At 62.1% G+C, this 17,215-nt stretch carries 15 protein-coding genes; 9 read left to right on the top strand and 6 right to left on the bottom strand.

What is annotated here, in order from left to right; all coding sequences use genetic code 11:
- The 5 genes from VEK15_00440 to VEK15_00420 form a co-directional block, all read right to left on the bottom strand.
- A partial coding sequence (locus tag VEK15_00440) for a response regulator (protein ID HXV59130.1) occupies nt 1–286 on the bottom strand: 286 nt, incomplete at its 3' end.
- A gap of 14 nt (nt 287–300) precedes the next feature.
- The gene (locus tag VEK15_00435) at nt 301–984 is read right to left on the bottom strand and encodes an ABC transporter ATP-binding protein (protein HXV59129.1); all 684 of its coding nucleotides are present in this window, start codon (nt 982–984) and stop codon (nt 301–303) included.
- A gap of 7 nt (nt 985–991) precedes the next feature.
- Nucleotides 992–2,245, bottom strand: coding sequence for an HlyD family efflux transporter periplasmic adaptor subunit (locus VEK15_00430; GenBank protein HXV59128.1), 1,254 nt, complete (start codon nt 2,243–2,245; stop codon nt 992–994).
- 210 nt (nt 2,246–2,455) lie between these two features.
- On the bottom strand, nt 2,456–4,339 hold the full coding sequence (locus tag VEK15_00425) for an alkaline phosphatase family protein (protein HXV59127.1): 1,884 nt from the start codon (nt 4,337–4,339) through the stop codon (nt 2,456–2,458).
- 233 nt (nt 4,340–4,572) lie between these two features.
- On the bottom strand, nt 4,573–5,379 hold the full coding sequence (locus VEK15_00420; GenBank protein HXV59126.1) for a TauD/TfdA family dioxygenase: 807 nt from the start codon (nt 5,377–5,379) through the stop codon (nt 4,573–4,575).
- Nucleotides 5,380–5,437: 58 nt separating this feature from the next.
- On the opposite strand from VEK15_00420, the gene mltB reads away from it, so the two are divergent.
- From mltB to VEK15_00390, 6 genes are all read left to right on the top strand, one after another.
- Nucleotides 5,438–6,421 carry a lytic murein transglycosylase B gene (gene mltB, locus VEK15_00415; protein ID HXV59125.1) on the top strand — a complete coding sequence of 328 codons (984 nt, stop codon included), beginning with the start codon at nt 5,438–5,440 and terminating at the stop codon, nt 6,419–6,421.
- 308 nt (nt 6,422–6,729) lie between these two features.
- Nucleotides 6,730–7,089: a Co2+/Mg2+ efflux protein ApaG gene (apaG, locus tag VEK15_00410; GenBank protein ID HXV59124.1), complete on the top strand. Its 360-nt coding sequence runs from the start codon at nt 6,730–6,732 to the stop codon at nt 7,087–7,089.
- 30 nt (nt 7,090–7,119) lie between these two features.
- Nucleotides 7,120–7,929, top strand: a complete 810-nt coding sequence (locus VEK15_00405; GenBank protein ID HXV59123.1) for a class I SAM-dependent methyltransferase — start codon at nt 7,120–7,122, stop codon at nt 7,927–7,929.
- 5 nt (nt 7,930–7,934) lie between these two features.
- Nucleotides 7,935–8,828, top strand: a complete 894-nt coding sequence (locus tag VEK15_00400; GenBank protein HXV59122.1) for an RluA family pseudouridine synthase — start codon at nt 7,935–7,937, stop codon at nt 8,826–8,828.
- On the top strand, nt 8,825–9,550 hold the full coding sequence (locus VEK15_00395; GenBank protein HXV59121.1) for a molybdopterin-binding protein: 726 nt from the start codon (nt 8,825–8,827) through the stop codon (nt 9,548–9,550). The genes VEK15_00400 and VEK15_00395 overlap by 4 nt, the downstream gene beginning before the upstream one ends.
- A gap of 105 nt (nt 9,551–9,655) precedes the next feature.
- The gene (locus tag VEK15_00390; GenBank protein ID HXV59120.1) at nt 9,656–11,002 is read left to right on the top strand and encodes a CapA family protein; all 1,347 of its coding nucleotides are present in this window, start codon (nt 9,656–9,658) and stop codon (nt 11,000–11,002) included.
- A gap of 12 nt (nt 11,003–11,014) precedes the next feature.
- Here VEK15_00390 and VEK15_00385 read toward each other — a convergent pair whose 3' ends face one another.
- Entirely contained in the window at nt 11,015–13,054 is a 2,040-nt protein-coding gene (locus VEK15_00385) for a S9 family peptidase (GenBank protein HXV59119.1), read from the bottom strand.
- A 55-nt stretch (nt 13,055–13,109) separates the two neighbouring features.
- On the opposite strand from VEK15_00385, the gene VEK15_00380 reads away from it, so the two are divergent.
- From VEK15_00380 to VEK15_00370, 3 genes are all read left to right on the top strand, one after another.
- A complete protein-coding gene (locus VEK15_00380; GenBank protein HXV59118.1) occupies nt 13,110–14,009 on the top strand; it encodes a TIGR01777 family oxidoreductase in 900 nt (299 codons plus the stop codon).
- A 32-nt stretch (nt 14,010–14,041) separates the two neighbouring features.
- A complete protein-coding gene (locus VEK15_00375; protein ID HXV59117.1) occupies nt 14,042–16,327 on the top strand; it encodes a PBP1A family penicillin-binding protein in 2,286 nt (761 codons plus the stop codon).
- Nucleotides 16,328–16,529: 202 nt separating this feature from the next.
- On the top strand, nt 16,530–17,215 hold a 686-nt coding region (locus VEK15_00370; protein ID HXV59116.1), incomplete at its 3' end, for an LON peptidase substrate-binding domain-containing protein.

Raw genomic sequence — 17,215 nt, 5'->3', positions numbered from 1 at the left:
TTCCCCATGCGGTCATTACGACGATGGGCAGCTTGTCGTCGACAGTAGAGAGTCGTTTGAGCAAGTACAGGCCCTCCTGGCCGGAGGTCGTGTCGCGGGCATAGTTCAGGTCCATGAGGAGCAGGTCGAAATCCTGATCCTCCACCGCCTTGAGAATGGCTTCGGGAGTCTCGACGGTCTCGGTCCCGTAACCCTCCCCTTTGAGGAGTAGCCGCAAGGCCTCCAGAACGTCGGGCTGATCGTCGGCGACTAGCACGCGCGGGCCCGAGCGGGTCGTGATGCTCACCGGGCGCCCCGCCTTTACCGGTCCATCCAGCCGTCCTTCAGACGCACGATTCGGTTTCCATAAGCGGCATTCGTCTCCGAATGAGTGACCTGGACGATCGTCGTTCCCTGCAAGTTCAGCTTCTTGAACAGCTCCATGATGTCGCGGCCCTGTTCGGAATGAAGGTTCCCCGTCGGCTCGTCGGCGAGGATCACTTTCGGCTCCATGACGACCGCGCGGGCCACCCCGACGAGCTGCTGCTGACCACCAGAGAGCTGGCTCGGATAGAGATCCTTCTTCCCGACGATGTTGAATCGATCGAGGATATCCGCCACCATCGACTGCCGCTCGGAGCGGCGGATGTTTCGGTAAGAGAGCGGTATCTCGAGGTTCTCGTAGACCGTCAGATTGTCGAGAAGGTGATAAGCCTGAAAGACGAATCCGATGTACTGCTTGTGAAGCTCGTTACGATGTTTGACCTTCATCGCATGGACGGCATGGTCCAGAAAATAGTAATCGCCGCCCCACTCGCCATCGAGCATCCCGAGGATGTGGAGGAGCGTCGACTTGCCCGCTCCCGATGGTCCCATGATGGTAAGGAACTCCCCCTCGTTGATGTCGAGCGTGATCTGGCGGAGCACATAGGTTCGTCCCGCGCGGGACTCGTAGTACTTCTCCAGGTTCTCGAGTCTGATGAGAGGTTCGCCGTTAGCGCTCAATTCACCCTCAATTCAAACGAATCCTTCGATAGTCATCCCATTGTGACGTATCCGACAAGATCACTTCGTCCCCCTCGTTGAGGCCGGCGACGATCTCGATGGTGTTGACCGAGCTCTTGCCCAGCGACACGTCCACGCGCTCCGCAGTCTCTCCATCTTGCAGCAGACGGAACAGCCCGATCGTCGTGCCCGCCTGACCGTAGGCAGGCCGGCCCACGTAGAGGACGTTCTCCAATCTTTCGATCTCGACGGTGCCGTCCACGCTCAGATCGGGCCGCGCACCTCTCGGGAGCTCGCCCAGCAGCTCGACGTCCACGGTGACGGTTCCCTCCTGAACCGCCGGATCGATGCGCATGACGCGGCCTTCGATCAGGCCATTGCGGGTATCGATGCTCGCCCGCTGACCAATCTCGACGTCCTTCGCTTGCGTCTCCGCGATCCGCAGCTCCGCCTTGAGGTGCAGCGGCTGGGCCACTCGGGCGAGGTTGAGACCGGGCGTTACCTGCTGACCCACTTCCACCGGCACCTGCTGCAGCACACCGTTCAGGTCGGGTCGGACTTTCAGGCCGTCCACCTGACTCCGCCGCAGCTCGTAGAGGGCGCGCAATTGGCCGACGCGGGACGACTCGGCGGCCAACTGCGCCTCGTTCGACTCGATCGCGATCTCGAGCCGGTTTTGCTCGAGCCGATTGCGCTCCTCGAGCTCCTTGGCCCGCTCTTCGGAGAACCTCAATGCCAGATCTCCAATGATGCCCTGCGCGTGGGTCTCTTTGTCGGCTTCGAGCTGTAGCAAGGCCGTTCGATATTCGGCCTGAACCGAAGCGGCCAGAGCCCGCTGGTTCAGCAGCTGACTTTCGAGCTGAATCTCGAGGTCCTCGTACCGGGCTTCCGCCGCCCGCAGCTGCAGGCGTGCATCTTCGAGAGATTGCTCGAGCTCGGGATTGGACATCTCGAGAAGCACGGTGTCGGGCGTGACGTCGGTACCCGGAAGCGTCAGGATGCGCTCGACCCGCCCCTCGGTGCGCGCCGCCACCCAGCGAATCTCGACGGGAACGAGCGTGCCCGGCCCCCGGACCTGCCGGAGCATCGAGCCGCGAACCACTTTGTCCATCCAGACCGTCGAACGATCGACGCTCGGCGCTGCCGGCTCGAGCCGAGAGACCCAGAATGCCAGAATGCCGAAGACCACGGCCCCCGCGGCGTAGAGAATTCGCTGTTTGCGTTTTCTTGCTTCGGCTACGCCCTCACGTTTGACGTCCATGAAATCGAACTCCCATCCCCGGTTCCATCTTACTCTCTGTGGCAAGCATCATGCCAGCGCCACCAGCGTCGTATGCTTATGATTTCAAAAGATTAATACCCTAGGTACCGTCCCAACTCCCAGGAAGTGTCCGCAACCGGACACTCGCCGGTCGGCCTCGACAACCAATACGTCGGTTATCCTCTTTATGTTTAGGTTTGATGAAGAGGGCTAGCGCCCGTATTGAAGGAGTCCCTGTCGTGGAACCAGGCTCCGGCCCGGTAGCCAGTCGCCCGGCGACGTCCCGAGTAGGTCGAGCACGGTTGGGGTGACGTCGATTCCTCTCGCTCTTCCGACGTTGAGCCCCGGCCGGACGCGGGGCCCGATGATTCCGAAAATCGCGAGCATCTCGCGCCGTGTGGGCAAGAAAATGTGCTGACCGCTGGGCGCAACCCGTTCCACGACGAGAGCTCTCTCGGTGGAGGTGGACGGATAGTACCGCGGAGCGAGCTCCACGAAGAGGTCTCCCGTCCCGTCGCCCCCCGGCTGAAGGAGCCCGCGAGTCGACGGCTCGTAGATTTCCAAGACGATGCGATCACCCGAGTCCGGGTCTACGAGGGCGGTCAAGGCGCGACGCGCCTCCTCGATGACCGAGTCCTTTTCGTCGAGCGGAACGATTCCCGATCGGCGATCGACGAGATTGACGGCAATGGACGTATCCGAGAGTGGTAGAGCGAGCGCGCGAGTGCGCGAGAGGTCGATCCGTCGCCCGGCGTCGAGGGCCACGAGCCCCGCCTGTTCCAGGGCGATATTGAGATGAACGAGGCGGTCGATGGGGGCCATTCCGTGATCGCTGACCACGATGACATGGGCGCCATCGCGTTCCGCGGCATCCAGGAGGACGCCGAGAAACCGATCCTGGAGCCCGTAGGCCTCGATGAGCACCGGCCATAGTCTTTCGGCCACCCTTGGATCGTATCCATCGAGATCGGGCGACAGGTAGCCCATCAGAGCATGGCCGATCTCGTCGGTGACGGGACTATAAAGAACGACGAGATCGTAGTCCTCTTCGAGGGCCAGTCGCGCCTGGGAGATGAGCTGTTCCTGAAGGTGGGCTTCCGTTTCCATGAGGCGTCGTTCCGCTTCCCCGTCGCCACCCTGGAAGAGCGGAACGCCTAGACCACCCCGCTCGTAGACGCGACTGCCAGCGTTACCCGCGAAGACCTCCAGCACGGGCAGTCCGTGCCCCGGAAACGAGCCGTTCGACACCGCAAGCTCCGCGGCGCCGGAGCGATAGAGTACGAAGGTCGACGCGTCGGGAGCGAGCTCGAAGAGTCGCATCGAGAACCACAGGTCTCGCCCCGCGGCGGTCACCCTTACCGGTGACGAGAAAGGCTCGCCTTCGCCGGCTTTCACTCGAGCGGCGAAACTCGCGTCGGATTTGTCCCGCACGATACCGAGGGTGTCGCAACCGTAAGAGGGATCGAAGGGATCGTCGTAGAACAGGCCATGGAGCACGCTGTCTCCCACGGAGAAGCTCATCTCCCGGGCCTCGTCGCCTCCCGCTTCGGGAACCACCCAATCGGTCGTTGGGAGCCCGACCCTCTCGGCGGAAATGGATTCGGCATCGGCCTGAGCATCCGTGTAGCCATGAGCAATGAACAGATGAGGATCGTTAGGCCCTTCGGGAAACGGATACGCTTGCGTCGCATGAAAGACGAACGTCTCGAGGCCAGCCTTCGCCGCCATCAGCCAGAGCGGTTCGACGCGGAGCGGCCCCGAAAAATAGCCGCTCGTCGTCTCGAGTCGCGTGTGCTCCCTCGCGGGGAGCTCGAGGACTTCGTTCCCGGTTATCCCGTTCGTATGCCCGTAGTGCCCGGTAAACAACATGGCGTGGGCCGCGGCCGTCTTCGTCGGGAAGCTGGTGACCATGCCGTCGGACCAGGCTCCTTTCTCCATGATGCGGGTGAAGTTCGGAAGCTTCCCCTCACGTGCGAGCCGTGTGGTCACTACGTGTCCGGCGCCATCGAAGGACACGAGGATGACCCGCGGCCGGGCGCTCAGGGTGAGCACACCGCACAGCCAGCAAAACAGGACGAGCCGCGCCCGTTGCATCTATCTAGAGTACTCAATGCCGTGGCGGGACCTGCGATTGCCCGGCCGCCACGGCTTGGCCGTTGCGGCGCTGCGCGCCGATCTCGCCCGCCTGCGCCCCTCGGGCTTCGGCGCGGTTCCGACGAAGCCTTGGCGAAGTCGAACAGCAGACGTTTTGGCCGCCGCTCGGCCGGCTGAGCTGTACTTTTTCATCAGCCTGATAGCTCAAGCAGCCAATGAGATCCGGAACATCGTCAGAGCGCGAGGTAAGGCTCTTCCCCAAACGTTTGCGTCCTCTTCAGAATGCGACGCTCGCGGTCATCGAACGCCTCCCGGCGATGGAGCGTACACCGATTGTCCCAGATGACCAGATCGCCGGCGCGCCATTGATGAGTCCAAACGAACTCGGGACGACTGACGTGTGCGAGAAGCCGATCGAGAATCTCGCGACTCTCGCCCGCGGAAATGCCAACGACGTATCGGGTGAATTGATGCCCCACGAAGATCGCCCGCCGGTTCGTCTGCGGATGGGTGCGGATGATTGGATGAGCGGCCGGAGTCGCCGGATTCTGCTTTTCCTCGCCGTGACGATGGACGGCCCTCAACCGGAGCACGCGATCGCGAAGCTCGGTGGGGAGGGCGTCATAGGCCGCATAGCAGTTCACCCACTGGGTATCCCCGCCGCGCCGCGGGACTTCGACCGCGTAGACCACGGAGAAGAGTCCCGGTCGAGGGAGGTAAGACAGATCGCTGTGGAACGTCAGCTCTCCGGAGCCGAGCGCGCCGATGGGCTTTCCGTCTTCCAAGACATTCGAGACGACGAAGATCTCTTTCAGCGGTCGGTCGGGCTGCTCTCGGACGTGGGCTCGGGCGTCTCCGAAATAGCGAGTGAAACGCACCAGGTCGGCGTCCTCTAGCCTCTGGTCCCGGAAGAACAACAGAAGCTCGTCGACGAGTCCCTGCTTCAAGCGGGCCACGACAGACGGATCCAGGGGTGCGGAAGCGTCGACGCCGCGAACCTCGGCGCCGAGGGCACCTCCGGTGGGAACGATCTCCAACATGAGTGAGTTATAATATTTAACAGCCAAGCCTACAAGGGCTTAGGCTCCCATCGAAGCCATGTTGTTGATCGCATACTATTGCCTTCTCGCGCTCCTCGCGTCCCCCGCGACGCCCAGTCCGCCAGCAATCGACGCATTCATCGAGGAGATGGCGGCCAAGCATGGCTTCGACAAGTCCGAGCTCGAGGTCGCTTTCGGGCGGGTCCGCTCGCAGAAGACGATCATCGAGCTCATGGATCGTGCGGTCGAGCCAAAGCCCTGGGACGAGTACCGCAATCTCTTCGTCAACCCCGAAAAGCTCGAGGGTGGGGAGCGTTTCTGGCGCGACCATCATCGAGCGCTCGAGCGCGCCCGCGAGCGCTACGGCGTCCCGGAAGAAATCATCACCGCGGTAATCGGCATCGAGAGCCATTACGGCCGTCACCTCGGGCGGTTCAATGTGCTGGAAGCACTCGTCACCTTGGCATTCGATTACCCGAGGCGTTCGGGAACGTTTCGACTCGAGCTCGAGCATTACCTTCTCCTCGCACGGGAGGAAGGGATCATCGGACTCGAGAGCACTCGTGGATCCTACGCGGGCGCCATGGGAATCGCCCAGTTCATGCCCGGCAGCTATCGGCGCTACGCGATTGACTTCGACGGGGATGGTCGGCGGGATCTACTCCGAAGCGCGGAAGATGCCATCGGAAGCGTGGCCAACTACTTCACCGCACATGGCTGGCAGAGCGATCAGCCCATCGCCGCGCCGGTACAGATCGTCGGGGGCTCCACCGAACCGTTCCAATCGTCCCGGCTCTCGACTCGTTACCGGCTCGAGGAGCTCAAGGCTCTCGGGGTCGAGGCCCCGGGCGTCTACGCTTTAGACTCGAGAGTCATCCCGGTCAAGCTGAGCAACCGAGTCGACACCGAATACTGGCTCGGGTTCGACAACTTCTACGTGATCACGCGCTACAACCAGAGCACGTACTACGCCATGGCCGTCCACCAGCTAGCGGCCGCGCTGCGCGAGAGGGTCGAGGCTAACACCGCCTCCGCCCCGTGACCGGCTCGAAGATTTTCGTGATCTGGAGAGCCGCCGAACGAATCCGTGCTCAAACTCTGTGCAGAGTGTTAACCGTCCATGACTGGAGCGGTTGAGGGACCAACTCATCACAGGTTTTGCACAAGATTTTCCACAGAAACTGTTGAGGTGCCGGCTTCGGGTCCGGGGAAAGCGGAACCGAGCAAGAATTCCGCCTCGGTGACGTCGCCCCGGGAGGCATGGTACGATGTGACGCTCGATACCCGTTCGGTGCCTGAGTCTTGGAAGGACGACATGCTACGTTTACCTCGGAAGCCGTTACCCGGGGTGTGCGGGTGCGAGTCGTGTCGCGCTTTTCTCCGGAGCATTCTCATCCCGAGCAGCAACGATGGTTCTTTCTCTACACGGTGGAGATTCACAATCAGAGCGATGACACGGTGCAGCTCTTGAGTCGTCACTGGATCGTAGAGAATGCCGACAAGAAGATCGAAGAAGTGCGCGGACCGGGTGTCGTGGGCCAGCAGCCGGTTCTGGCCCCCGGCCAGTCCTTCGAGTACACCTCGGCGTGCCACTTGACGACCCCTTTTGGCTCCATGCGCGGAACGTATCAGATGGTGACCGAGCAAGGGACACGCTTCGAAGTGACGATCGCTCCGTTCACCCTCAGCGAGCCTTACACGGTGCACTAACACCGGTCGCGGCACTCGACGAGGACCCGCTTGCAGAAGAACAAGCTGAGCGCGCGCGCCGCCGATCGGCACGTCCTCTATCAGGAAAGCGTTCAAGCGCCCGATGTGGACGCGAGGTTCCTTGCCCGCTACTTCAAACGCTACACCGGCCAACCGCTCAGAACCTTCCGCGAGGACTTCTGCGGAACGGCGATCCTCTCCTGCGAGTTCGTGAAGCTCCATCGCGAGAACCGAGCGTTAGGCGTGGATCTCGACGGACCCACTCTCGAATGGGCTCGGTCGAACAACCTGAGCGCGCTCGCTCCCGCCCAGAGGGAGAGGATTCAACTGATTCGCGACGACGTCCGCCGCGTACGTCGACCCAGAGTTCAGCTTTTGGCCGCACTCAACTTCAGTTATTCGGTATTCAAGACCCGCCAGGACATGGGAGCCTATATCGAGAATACCTACCGCTCCTTGGAGCCCGGAGGGCTCCTCGTCCTCGACGCTTGGGGCGGCGGGCAGGTCCAGTTCCGAATGAAGGAGCGGAAAAAGCTCAATGGCTTCACCTATATTTGGGATCAGGCCGATTTCGATCCCATCACCCACCACATTATCTGCAAGATCCATTTCGAGTTCCGCGACGGAACCCGAACGAAGAACGCTTTCGTCTACGACTGGCGCCTGTGGACGCTGCCCGAGCTCAGGGAGTTGATGGCCGTCGCCGGTTTCGAGGACGTGCATGTCCTTTGGGAAGGCACCGACCGCAAGTCGGGAGAAGGAAACGGGGTCTTTCGGCGCGTCGAGCGAGGCGGAGACGAAGAGGCCTGGATCGCCTACGTCATCGGGCGTAAACCCTAGTCGGCATGTGGAATCGCGGACATCGCTACCGAGAGCGACTCGGTCAGCACGCCGAAGGTCGCAGCCTGATCGAATATCTCAGCGAACGGTATCGTCATTCGTCCGAGCGGCAATGGCGGAGCCGCATCGAGGCCGGGCGGGTGCTGGTCGAGGGAATCCCGGCGACGAGCTCGCGCAAGCTGTCTGCGGGCGAGGTCCTCGACTGGAATCGACCTCCCTGGCGAGAGCCCCCGGGACCGAGAAGCTTCGCGCTGATTCACCGTGACCGAGAAGTCCTGGGAGTCGCCAAGCCCCGCGGGCTTCCGACGATGCCCGGCGGCGGGTTTCTCGAAAAGACCCTCCTTCACCTGGTGCGGGAAAGGTTCCCCACCGCCTCGCCGCTGCACCGGCTCGGCCGCGGCACCTCCGGCATCGTGCTCTTTTCGATCGAGGCCGGGAAACGCCGACACCTCGTCCGCCTGTGGCAGGCCGGCGGGGTCGAACGCGGTTATCGCGCGCTCGTCCAGGGCTCGGCTCCTCCGGGCGAGACGGTCCTCAGCCAGCCCATCGGTTCCGCACCTCACCCGCTCCTGGGCTCGGTAGCGGCGGTCCACCCCGACGGAAAGAGAGCCGTTTCCCGGGTACGTCTTCTGGAAAGGCGCGAGAATTCGTCGCTAGTCGAGGTCGCGATCGAGACGGGCCGTACCCATCAGATTCGCATCCACCTCGCGGCGATGGGTCACCCTCTGATCGGGGATCGCCTCTATCCCGCGGGTGGCATTCCCCTTTCCCGCGAGGTTACGCTTCCAGGCGACCTGGGCTACTGGCTTCACGCCCACCGGGTCGCCTTCGACGGCACCGAGCTGTTCTGCGCGCCGCCGCCCTTGCTCCGACGCCGAGGGGAGCTCTCGATCCGATGACCGCCGCTTTCCTCGTCATCGGAAACGAGATCTTGACTGGCAAAGTCCGCGAGGCCAACGTCTATGAGCTCGCGCGGACCTTGCAGTCCATTGGCCTGAGCCTCGAGAGAATCGTCGTCATCCCCGACGAGGTCGACACGATAGCGGCCGAAACCGCTTATCTCGCCAAGCGCTTCGACCACGTGTTCACGAGCGGCGGCGTCGGGCCCACTCACGACGACGAGACGATCGCGGGAATCGCCGCGGCCTTCGGGGTACCCGTCGTTCAGGATCCTGAGCTTATAGCATTGCTCCGAGAGCATTACGGCGAACGTCTCCACGAAAACCATCTCATTCTCGCCAACGTGCCCCAAGGCTCGCGCAAGTTGTTCATCGCTCGAGAGCCGTGGCCTTTGATCGTCCTCGGAAACGTCTTCATCCTTCCCGGCTTGCCCGAGATCTTTCGCGCGAAGCTCGACATCGTGCGAGAGCACCTGGCAGGCGAAGCGCCTTTCGTGTCACGCGCGGTGTTCACCAAGATGGACGAGGCGGTGCTCAAACCCCTGCTCGACCGCATCGTCGCCGATCATCCCCGGGTACGGCTCGGCTCTTACCCCCGTTGGAACGATCCCAAATACGAGACGAAAGTCACCTTCGACGGAAAAGATCAATTGGCGGTAGAACAAGCCGTCGCCGCATTCCTTCTCCTCCTTCCCGAAGGTGAGCCTCAGTGGACGGAGTGATCTCAGGGGCTGCTCGATCCCGCCCCGGGCATGAGGCATCGATCACGAACGCACTCTTTTGAAACCGCGATGACGGGACGATATAGTCCCACGCTGGGGAGGCCCATGATGAAACTCCGTGCCGCTGCCGTGTTCTTGTCGTTTGCGTTCTCGGTCTCCGCCCAACCCGTCGAGCGGTACGAGATGGCTCTTACCGGTGACTCCATCATCACGAGGAAGCTTTCTGTCTACCAGGAGCCCGAGTTTTTGCGGATGATCGATCTCATCCGTGGAGCCGACCTGGCCTTCACGAATATCGAGATGCTCTTCCACGACTACGAATCGTTTCCCATGGCGTCGAGTGGAGGAACGTATATGCGGGCTCAGCCGGAGCTCGCGAAAGAGCTCGCATGGGCAGGATTCGACCTCGGCTCGCTCGCGAACAACCACTCCGGTGATTACGGTCCCGGCGCGATGCTCCTTACCGAGAGGTACGTACGCGAGGCCGGCCTCGTCGGTGCTGGCGTCGGAGAAAGCCTCGCCGAAGCCAGGGAGGCGAAATTCCTCGAAACCGCAAAGGCACGCATCGCCTTCGTTTCCCTCGCCTCGACTTTTCCCGAGCATGCCCTGGCGGGAAAATCCCGCGACGACGTGCCCGCGAGGCCGGGATTGAATCCCCTGAGGCACCGCATCACCTATGAGGTCACTCGCGAACAGCTCGAGGCGCTTCGTCGGATCATGGCGGATTTAGGGATGGCCCCACCCGAACGAGGTGATTCCCTCCAGTTTCGCCGCGAGAAGTATGTTGCGGCCGAGCGGCCTCGAATCGTGACCGAGCCCGAGCCCGAAGACGTCGAGGAAATCGGCGTCGTGATCCGGAACGCATCGCGACTCGCCGACTTCACCATCGTGAGCATCCACGCTCACGAGAGCGGCACGAGCCGTGAGGAACCGGCCCAGTTTCTCGTCACCTTCGCCCGCAGGATGATCGACGAGGGCGCCGACGTCTTCGTTGGGCACGGACCCCACGTTCTGCGGGGCATCGAGATTTACAAGGGAAAGCCGATCTTCTACAGTCTCGGTGATTTCATCTTCCAGAACGAGACCCTGCAGCGGCTCCCCTACGAGAACTACGCGGGCCTCAACCTCGGTGAGGACAAGGGTCTGGCGGATTTCAACGACGCTCGCTACGACTTCGACCAGAGAGGCTTTCCCGCCAACCCCGAGATCTGGGAGGCCGTTGTCGCCTCGCCCGTGTTCCAGGGAGAAGAGCTCGTGGAGCTGAGACTCCATCCCATCACCCTCGGATTCGGTAAGCCACGGCAGGTGCGCGGTCGACCGATGTTCGCCGACGACGCGCTCTCGGAGAAAATCATCAAGGACTTGCAGGAGCGCTCGCGACCCTTTGGCACCGAGATCGACTTCGTGGACGGCATCGGCGTCGTCCGCCTCGCCTCTCGAACGACCAACTGAAGTCGCGTCCCGTCAGGGATTCTCCGTCGTCTTGGCCGGGGCTTCCGGTTCTTCACCGGGAGCGGACTCCCACACGTAGTCACGCCCCATCGCGTGCTTCTCGAACCAGTCGAGCTCGACGTTCACCTTGAACAGCTCGTGACGGAGCTCCTGCCAGCCGTGCGGCTCGCGGGGGGCGATGTAGAGATGGGTTGGCACGCCGAGGGACTTCAACGCCCGATAGAGCTCGACCGACTGTGGCGGGGGAACCCGGACGTCTTTTTCCCCCACCAGGATGATCGTCGGGGTCTTCACCTTGTAGATGTCCTTCAAGGGTGAGTGGCTCCAATAGGTGTCGATGGGAGCATCTTCCTGCCAGGGCGTGCCGCCGAACCAGGGGGTCCGGTAGATCCGCACGTCGCTCTGGGCGTACATCGAGATCCAGTTCACCGCTCCCGCACCGGAGGATGCCGCCTTGAAACGGTCGGTGAAGGTGATGATCTTGTTCGTCATGTGACCGCCGCCGCTCCAGCCCATCTTGACCATCCGCTCGCCATCCACGAGTCCCTCGGCGATGAGATGGTCCACGCCGGTCATGACATCGAGGTGGGCCTGGCGGAAGTAGTGCCCTACCATATCGCGGAGGAACGCGTCGCCGTAGCCGGTGCTTCCTCGGTAGTTCGGTTTGAAGACGAAATAACCCTTGGCGGCGAGAACCTGCACGTAGCTCGACCAGCGACCAAAGCCGAACTTGTCCGAGGCGGCCGGTCCGCCATGCGTCTGAACGACGAGCGGATACCTCGTTCCCTCACGGTAGTCCAGGGGATAATAGAGGAGACCTTCGACGGTCTCGCCGTCGTCTCCTTTCCACTGGATCGCTTCCTGACGCGGGAGCTCGAACTCACGCGCGAGATACTCGTAGACGCGAGTCACGCGAGCGGGTTCACCACCATCGGTCGGCATGAGATGCAGATCACCCGCATTGTCTCGTCGGTCGATGCCGAACACGTGGTGGCCCGAAGAGGGGAAGAAGCGCCAGTCGGCGATGGAATGATCGCCTTCGGTGAGCTGCGTGACAACCTCCCCGCTGAGCTCGACCTCGAACAGCTCGCTGCGCACACCGGTATTGGCAGTGAAATAGATGCTGCTCCCATCGGCGGACCAGGATGCCCTCTGGATTTCATAGGGCATTTCGGAAAGCAGCATTCGGTGCGCCCCCCCCGCTGCGGGCACGATGAACAGGTTGTCGTTGAAATAGGTCTCGAAATCCGCGCTCGAGCTCGATACGAACAGGACCCACCCGTTGTCAGGGGAGAGCTCGGCTCCCGACTCGGCGACGGTATTCTCCGTCAGCTTACGGGGCTCGCTCCCATCTGCCCGCATGAGCCAGACCTCACCCTCGTCGAAGTTGTCGTATAGCGGAGTGGGACTCCGATGGTGCGCAACCAAGGCTCCGTCTCGAGAGATCTCGTACCCGCGCACCGAGAAGTCGCCCTCGGTAAGCCGTTCTTCAGTCTTGTCGGCGAGGCGGATCCGCCAGAGATGCTCCTGTTTGTAGTCCTCGTCGAACGAAAACACGTCATCCTTGAGCTCTTCTTTTTTCTTTTCGTCCTCGGTCTTGGGATCGGAAGCAGTGAAATAGACGTAGGCTCCATCGGGAGAAAAGCTCGGGGCGCTGACCGCCGAGGCGTGCTCGCTGAGCCGCGTCGCTTCGCCGCCGAGATTGCTCAGAAGATAGAGCTGCTCGTGCTGATCGTCGCTTCTCTTGGCTACGAAGACGATCCAATTCCCGTCGGGAGACCACCGCGGGCTTCGCTCGCCTTCCGCTCCATTCGTGAGCTGGAGCAAGTCCGACCCGTCGGTATCGACCCGCCAGACGTGGCTGATGCGCTTGTTGGCCTTCCAGTCAGCCTCGGAGAGCACGTAAAGGAGCTGAGCGCCTTTGGGTGAAAGCTGCGGATCTTGAATTTGCGGAACTTCGATGAGATCGACGACGCTCATGGGCTCGGTCGCCTGAAGGGAGGCCGCCCTCGTGCACAGGATCGCTGCCAGCAGAGCCGTTCTCGTCCCCATGGTCTCCTCCTCGTCGCTACTTATCACAAACGGGAGCGGGTATACTAACGCCCCGATGCGAGTCGCCATCAGCGGAATCACCGGGCTCATCGGTACGGCGCTCCGTGAAGGGCTCGGTGCCGAAGGGACCGAGCTGGTCGCGCTCACGCGCCGGAAGAGCCTGCCACCCCTGACCACGGTCACCTGGGATGTGAACAAAGGCCGATTCGACGCCGGGAGCCTCGAAGGCGTGGACGCCGTGGTTCACCTCGCCGGCGCGCCCGTGGCGCAGAGGTGGACCAAGACGGCGAAACAGGCGATTCGCGATAGCCGTGTCAAGAGTACGGAACTGCTCGTCGAGGGTCTCAGGAGCTTGAAACACCGTCCGAAAGTGGTGGTCTCGGCGTCGGCGGTCGGCTATTACGGCGACGGCGGAGAAAAGGAGCTCACCGAAACCTCGCTCGCGGGCACGGGTTTTCTCCCCGACGTGTGCCAGGCCTGGGAGCATGCCGCGATGGAGGCCATGGGGCTCGGAATCCGCACCGTCGTGATCCGCACCGGCATCGTCCTCTCGACTCGGGGCGGTGCTCTAAAGAAGATGCTTCTTCCCTTCCGCCTCGGACTCGGTGGCCCCGTGGGAAGCGGCAAACAGTGGATGCCCTGGATTCACATCGACGACACCGTCGGCGCGATTCGCTTTCTGCTCGACAAGGACGACCTCATGGGTGCCGTGAACCTCACGGCGCCGACTCCCGTGCGCAACGAGTCATTCTCCCGTACGCTCGGCGGGGTGCTGCGGCGGCCGGCCATCTTACCGGCTCCGGCATTCGGCCTGAAGCTCGCTTTCGGCAAAATGTCGGAGATCGTCCTCGAAGGCCAGCGCGCGGTTCCCGCGAAGCTCGAGGAAGCGGGCTACGTGTTCCGATATCCCGAACTGAAAGCCGCGCTCGAGGACGTACTTCGCAACGACAAATAGCCGGCCGGAAGCCGCTATAATCATACCTAGGGATGGAATCCGGAAGAACCGACGGAGCGAAGGCCCCCACGACGCGGGGGCGGGAGCTCCTGCGGTTCGCCATCGTCGGCCTGCTCTTCGCCCTGGCCTCGGTAGGCGGAACCCTGACGGGTCTCGTTCTCGCTTATCAGCGCGATCTCCCCATCATCCGTGAGCTCGAGAACTATCAGCCGAGCGTCATCACCCAGGTTTTCGATGACCAAGGCGAGGTCATCGCCGAGTTCGCCGTGGAAAAACGTGTCGTCATCGCGTACGACGAGATTCCGCAGCATCTGAGGGATGCTTTCGTGGCGAAGGAAGATCAGCGCTTCTGGCGGCATCCGGGATTCGACCTGATGGGTATTCTCCGGGCCGGCTGGGACAGTCTGTGGGCGGCACGCATCGTCTCGGGAGCGAGCACGATCACGCAGCAGGTTTCCCGCATGCTCTTCCTTACTCGGGAAGTCACGCTGAGCCGAAAGATCAAAGAGGCGATTCTGGCCTTCAAGATCGAACGCGCCTATACGAAGGAAGAGATCCTCACTTTCTACTGTAACCTCCTCCACTTCGGTCACGGCTTGTACGGAGTCGAGGCGGCGGCGGACTACTACTTCGGCAAGAAGTCGCGCGACGTTACTGTCGCCGAAGCCGCCCTCATCGTTGGACTCGCGCCGTCGCCCAACAACTACAGTCCCTTCGTCAATCCCGAGGCGGCGCTCCGAGAGCGCGATATCGTGCTTCGACGCATGCTGGAAGAGCGCTACATCACGCCCGAAGAAGAGGAGCACGCGCGGAACGAGCCGCTCCAGCTCCGCCGACGCGGTGGGAGCAACGACGTGGCTCCCTACTTCGTGGAAGAGGTTCGGCAGTACCTCGAGAAGAACTACGGTGCGACGCAGATGTATCGCGGCGGCCTGAGAGTGTACACGACTCTCGATCGCTCGATGCAGGAAGCGGCTAACGGGGCGGTGGAGCACGCTCTTCGCGACCTGGACAAACGCCAGGGCTGGCGCCCCATCGCGACGAACGTTCTCGAAGATACGGAGATCTCGATCGAGGAGTTCCATTCAGCCGACTGGGTCGAGCCCTTCCAGCCGGGACAGGTCGTGACCGGTGTCGTCCGCGAGCAGGGACCGCGGCCGACGGTGCTCATCGGGCGTTACGTGGCGCGGATCGATGAGGAGTCCGCCGCCTGGACGCGCCGACCTCTCGGCGAGCTGTTCGCCGTCGGTGACGTGAGCCAGTTCGAGATCGCTTCCGTCGATCGCGACAACGCCACCATGGTCGTGAAGGTCGATCAGGAGCCAATCGCCGAAGGTTCCCTTCTCGCCCTCGAGACCCGCTCCGGTCAGATCAAAGCCATGGTCGGGGGTCTCGACTTCGAACGCAGCAAGTTCAATCGCTCGACTCAGGCGCGTCGTCAGCCCGGTTCGGCCTTCAAGGCCTTCGCCGTCGGGGCCGCGGTGGAACAAGGCTACACCGCCACATCGCTCATCCTCGACGAGCCGGTGCGATACGTCGACCCTCACATCGAAGAGGTGTACGAGCCCAAGAACTACGATTTGAAGTACGAAGGATGGATCACTCTGAGGCATCTCATCGAGGCCTCACGCAATGTGCCCGCGGTACGGCTGACGCAGCAAATCGGCCCGCGGAATGTGGCGGATTACGCCCGCCGACTGGGGCTCGAGGGGCCGATCCCTCCGTACCTGAGCATCACCCTGGGCGCGGCCGAAGCGACCGTTTTGGAGATGGCCTCTGCCTACTCGGCTTTTGCCAATCAGGGCATACGCATGCAGCCCTACTTCGTCACCAAGGTGGTCGATCGGGACGGAAACGTGCTCGAGGAGAGCTATCCCAAAGCGGCCTCGGCCATCCGAGCCGACTCCGCCTACATCGTGGCGAACCTCCTCCGCGGTGTCGTACAGCGCGGAACGGGTGCCCGCGCCGCGCGCCTCGGCCGCCCGCTCGCGGGCAAGACCGGTACGACCAACGATTACACCGACGCCTGGTTCATCGGTTTCGACCCCACGCTGGTGGCAGCCACCTGGTTCGGCTTCGACCAGAAGATCTCGCTCGGTGAGCAGGAGACCGGCACCCGCGCGGCGCTGCCGGCCTGGATCGAGTTCATGGAGAAGGCTCTCGCCGAGCGACCCATCGAAGAGTTCCCTGTTCCCTCGAATATCGTTTTCGTTCCCGTGAACAAGAGAACCGGGTACCCGGCCTACGGAAGCGACCCGGAAGTGTTCCTCGAAGCTTTCATATCCGGCACAGAACCTTACGGCTATCCGGAGCAATAACATTAGTTTAAGCCACTAATATTTTGGCCTGTATTTGTGTTTTTGCATGTTATTGATAATTAAGCAATTAATGCGTATTTGACTAATTGACACTAAATACGGACAATAACAAGGTGCCAGCTCCGATGACAAGGTTGAGAGGTGTCGAACGGGCTTGGTACTCTGGATCCGAGACGCGCGAGTTTTCGAGAGGTTGGAACCGATGGACATAGAACAACGAGCCACTCAGGGCAACCACGAGATTCACCGGGGAGTCCCGATCCTGCCGTTGCGGGATACCGTCATCTTCCCTCAGTCGATTCTCCCGCTCGCGGTAGGCCGGGACGCCACGGTCAAGCTCCTGAACGAGAACGCCGAGAGCGCGGACTTCATCGGCGTCGTTACCCAGAGGGATGCCGCCATCGAATCGCCGGCGGCTTCGGACCTCAACCGCGTGGGAACGAGCGTACGGATCCACAAATCGGTCCGCATGCCCGACGGGTCGATTCGCCTCGTCGTGCAGGGCGGTTTCCGGTTTCGCATCCTCAAGGTAACGCAGGTCAGTCCTTACATCCGGGCCGATGTCGAGACGCTTCCGAGCGTGTTTCCCCCGGAGGACGCCATCGAAGTCGATGCCCTCTCCCGCAACGTCCATTCCGTGTTCTCGAAAGTCGTCGAGATGTCGCCCCAGCTCGCCGACGAAGTGGGCTCGCTGGCCGCCACGCTGAACGATCCGGGTCGGCTGGCGGACTTCATCGCCCAGAACCTGCCGAGCCTGGATACCGACAACCGGCAGAAAGTGCTCGAGACCGCCCGGGTTCGAGACCGGCTCAAGACGGTGCACGAGGCGTTGCTGCGCGAGCTCGAGGTGCTCGAGGTCGGAAACAAGATCGAGTCCCAGGTCAAGAA

This window comes from Vicinamibacteria bacterium, assembly GCA_035620555.1.
In the GTDB taxonomy this organism is placed as follows: domain Bacteria; phylum Acidobacteriota; class Vicinamibacteria; order Marinacidobacterales; family SMYC01; genus DASPGQ01.
This window is presented reverse-complemented; position numbering and strand designations above follow the sequence as displayed.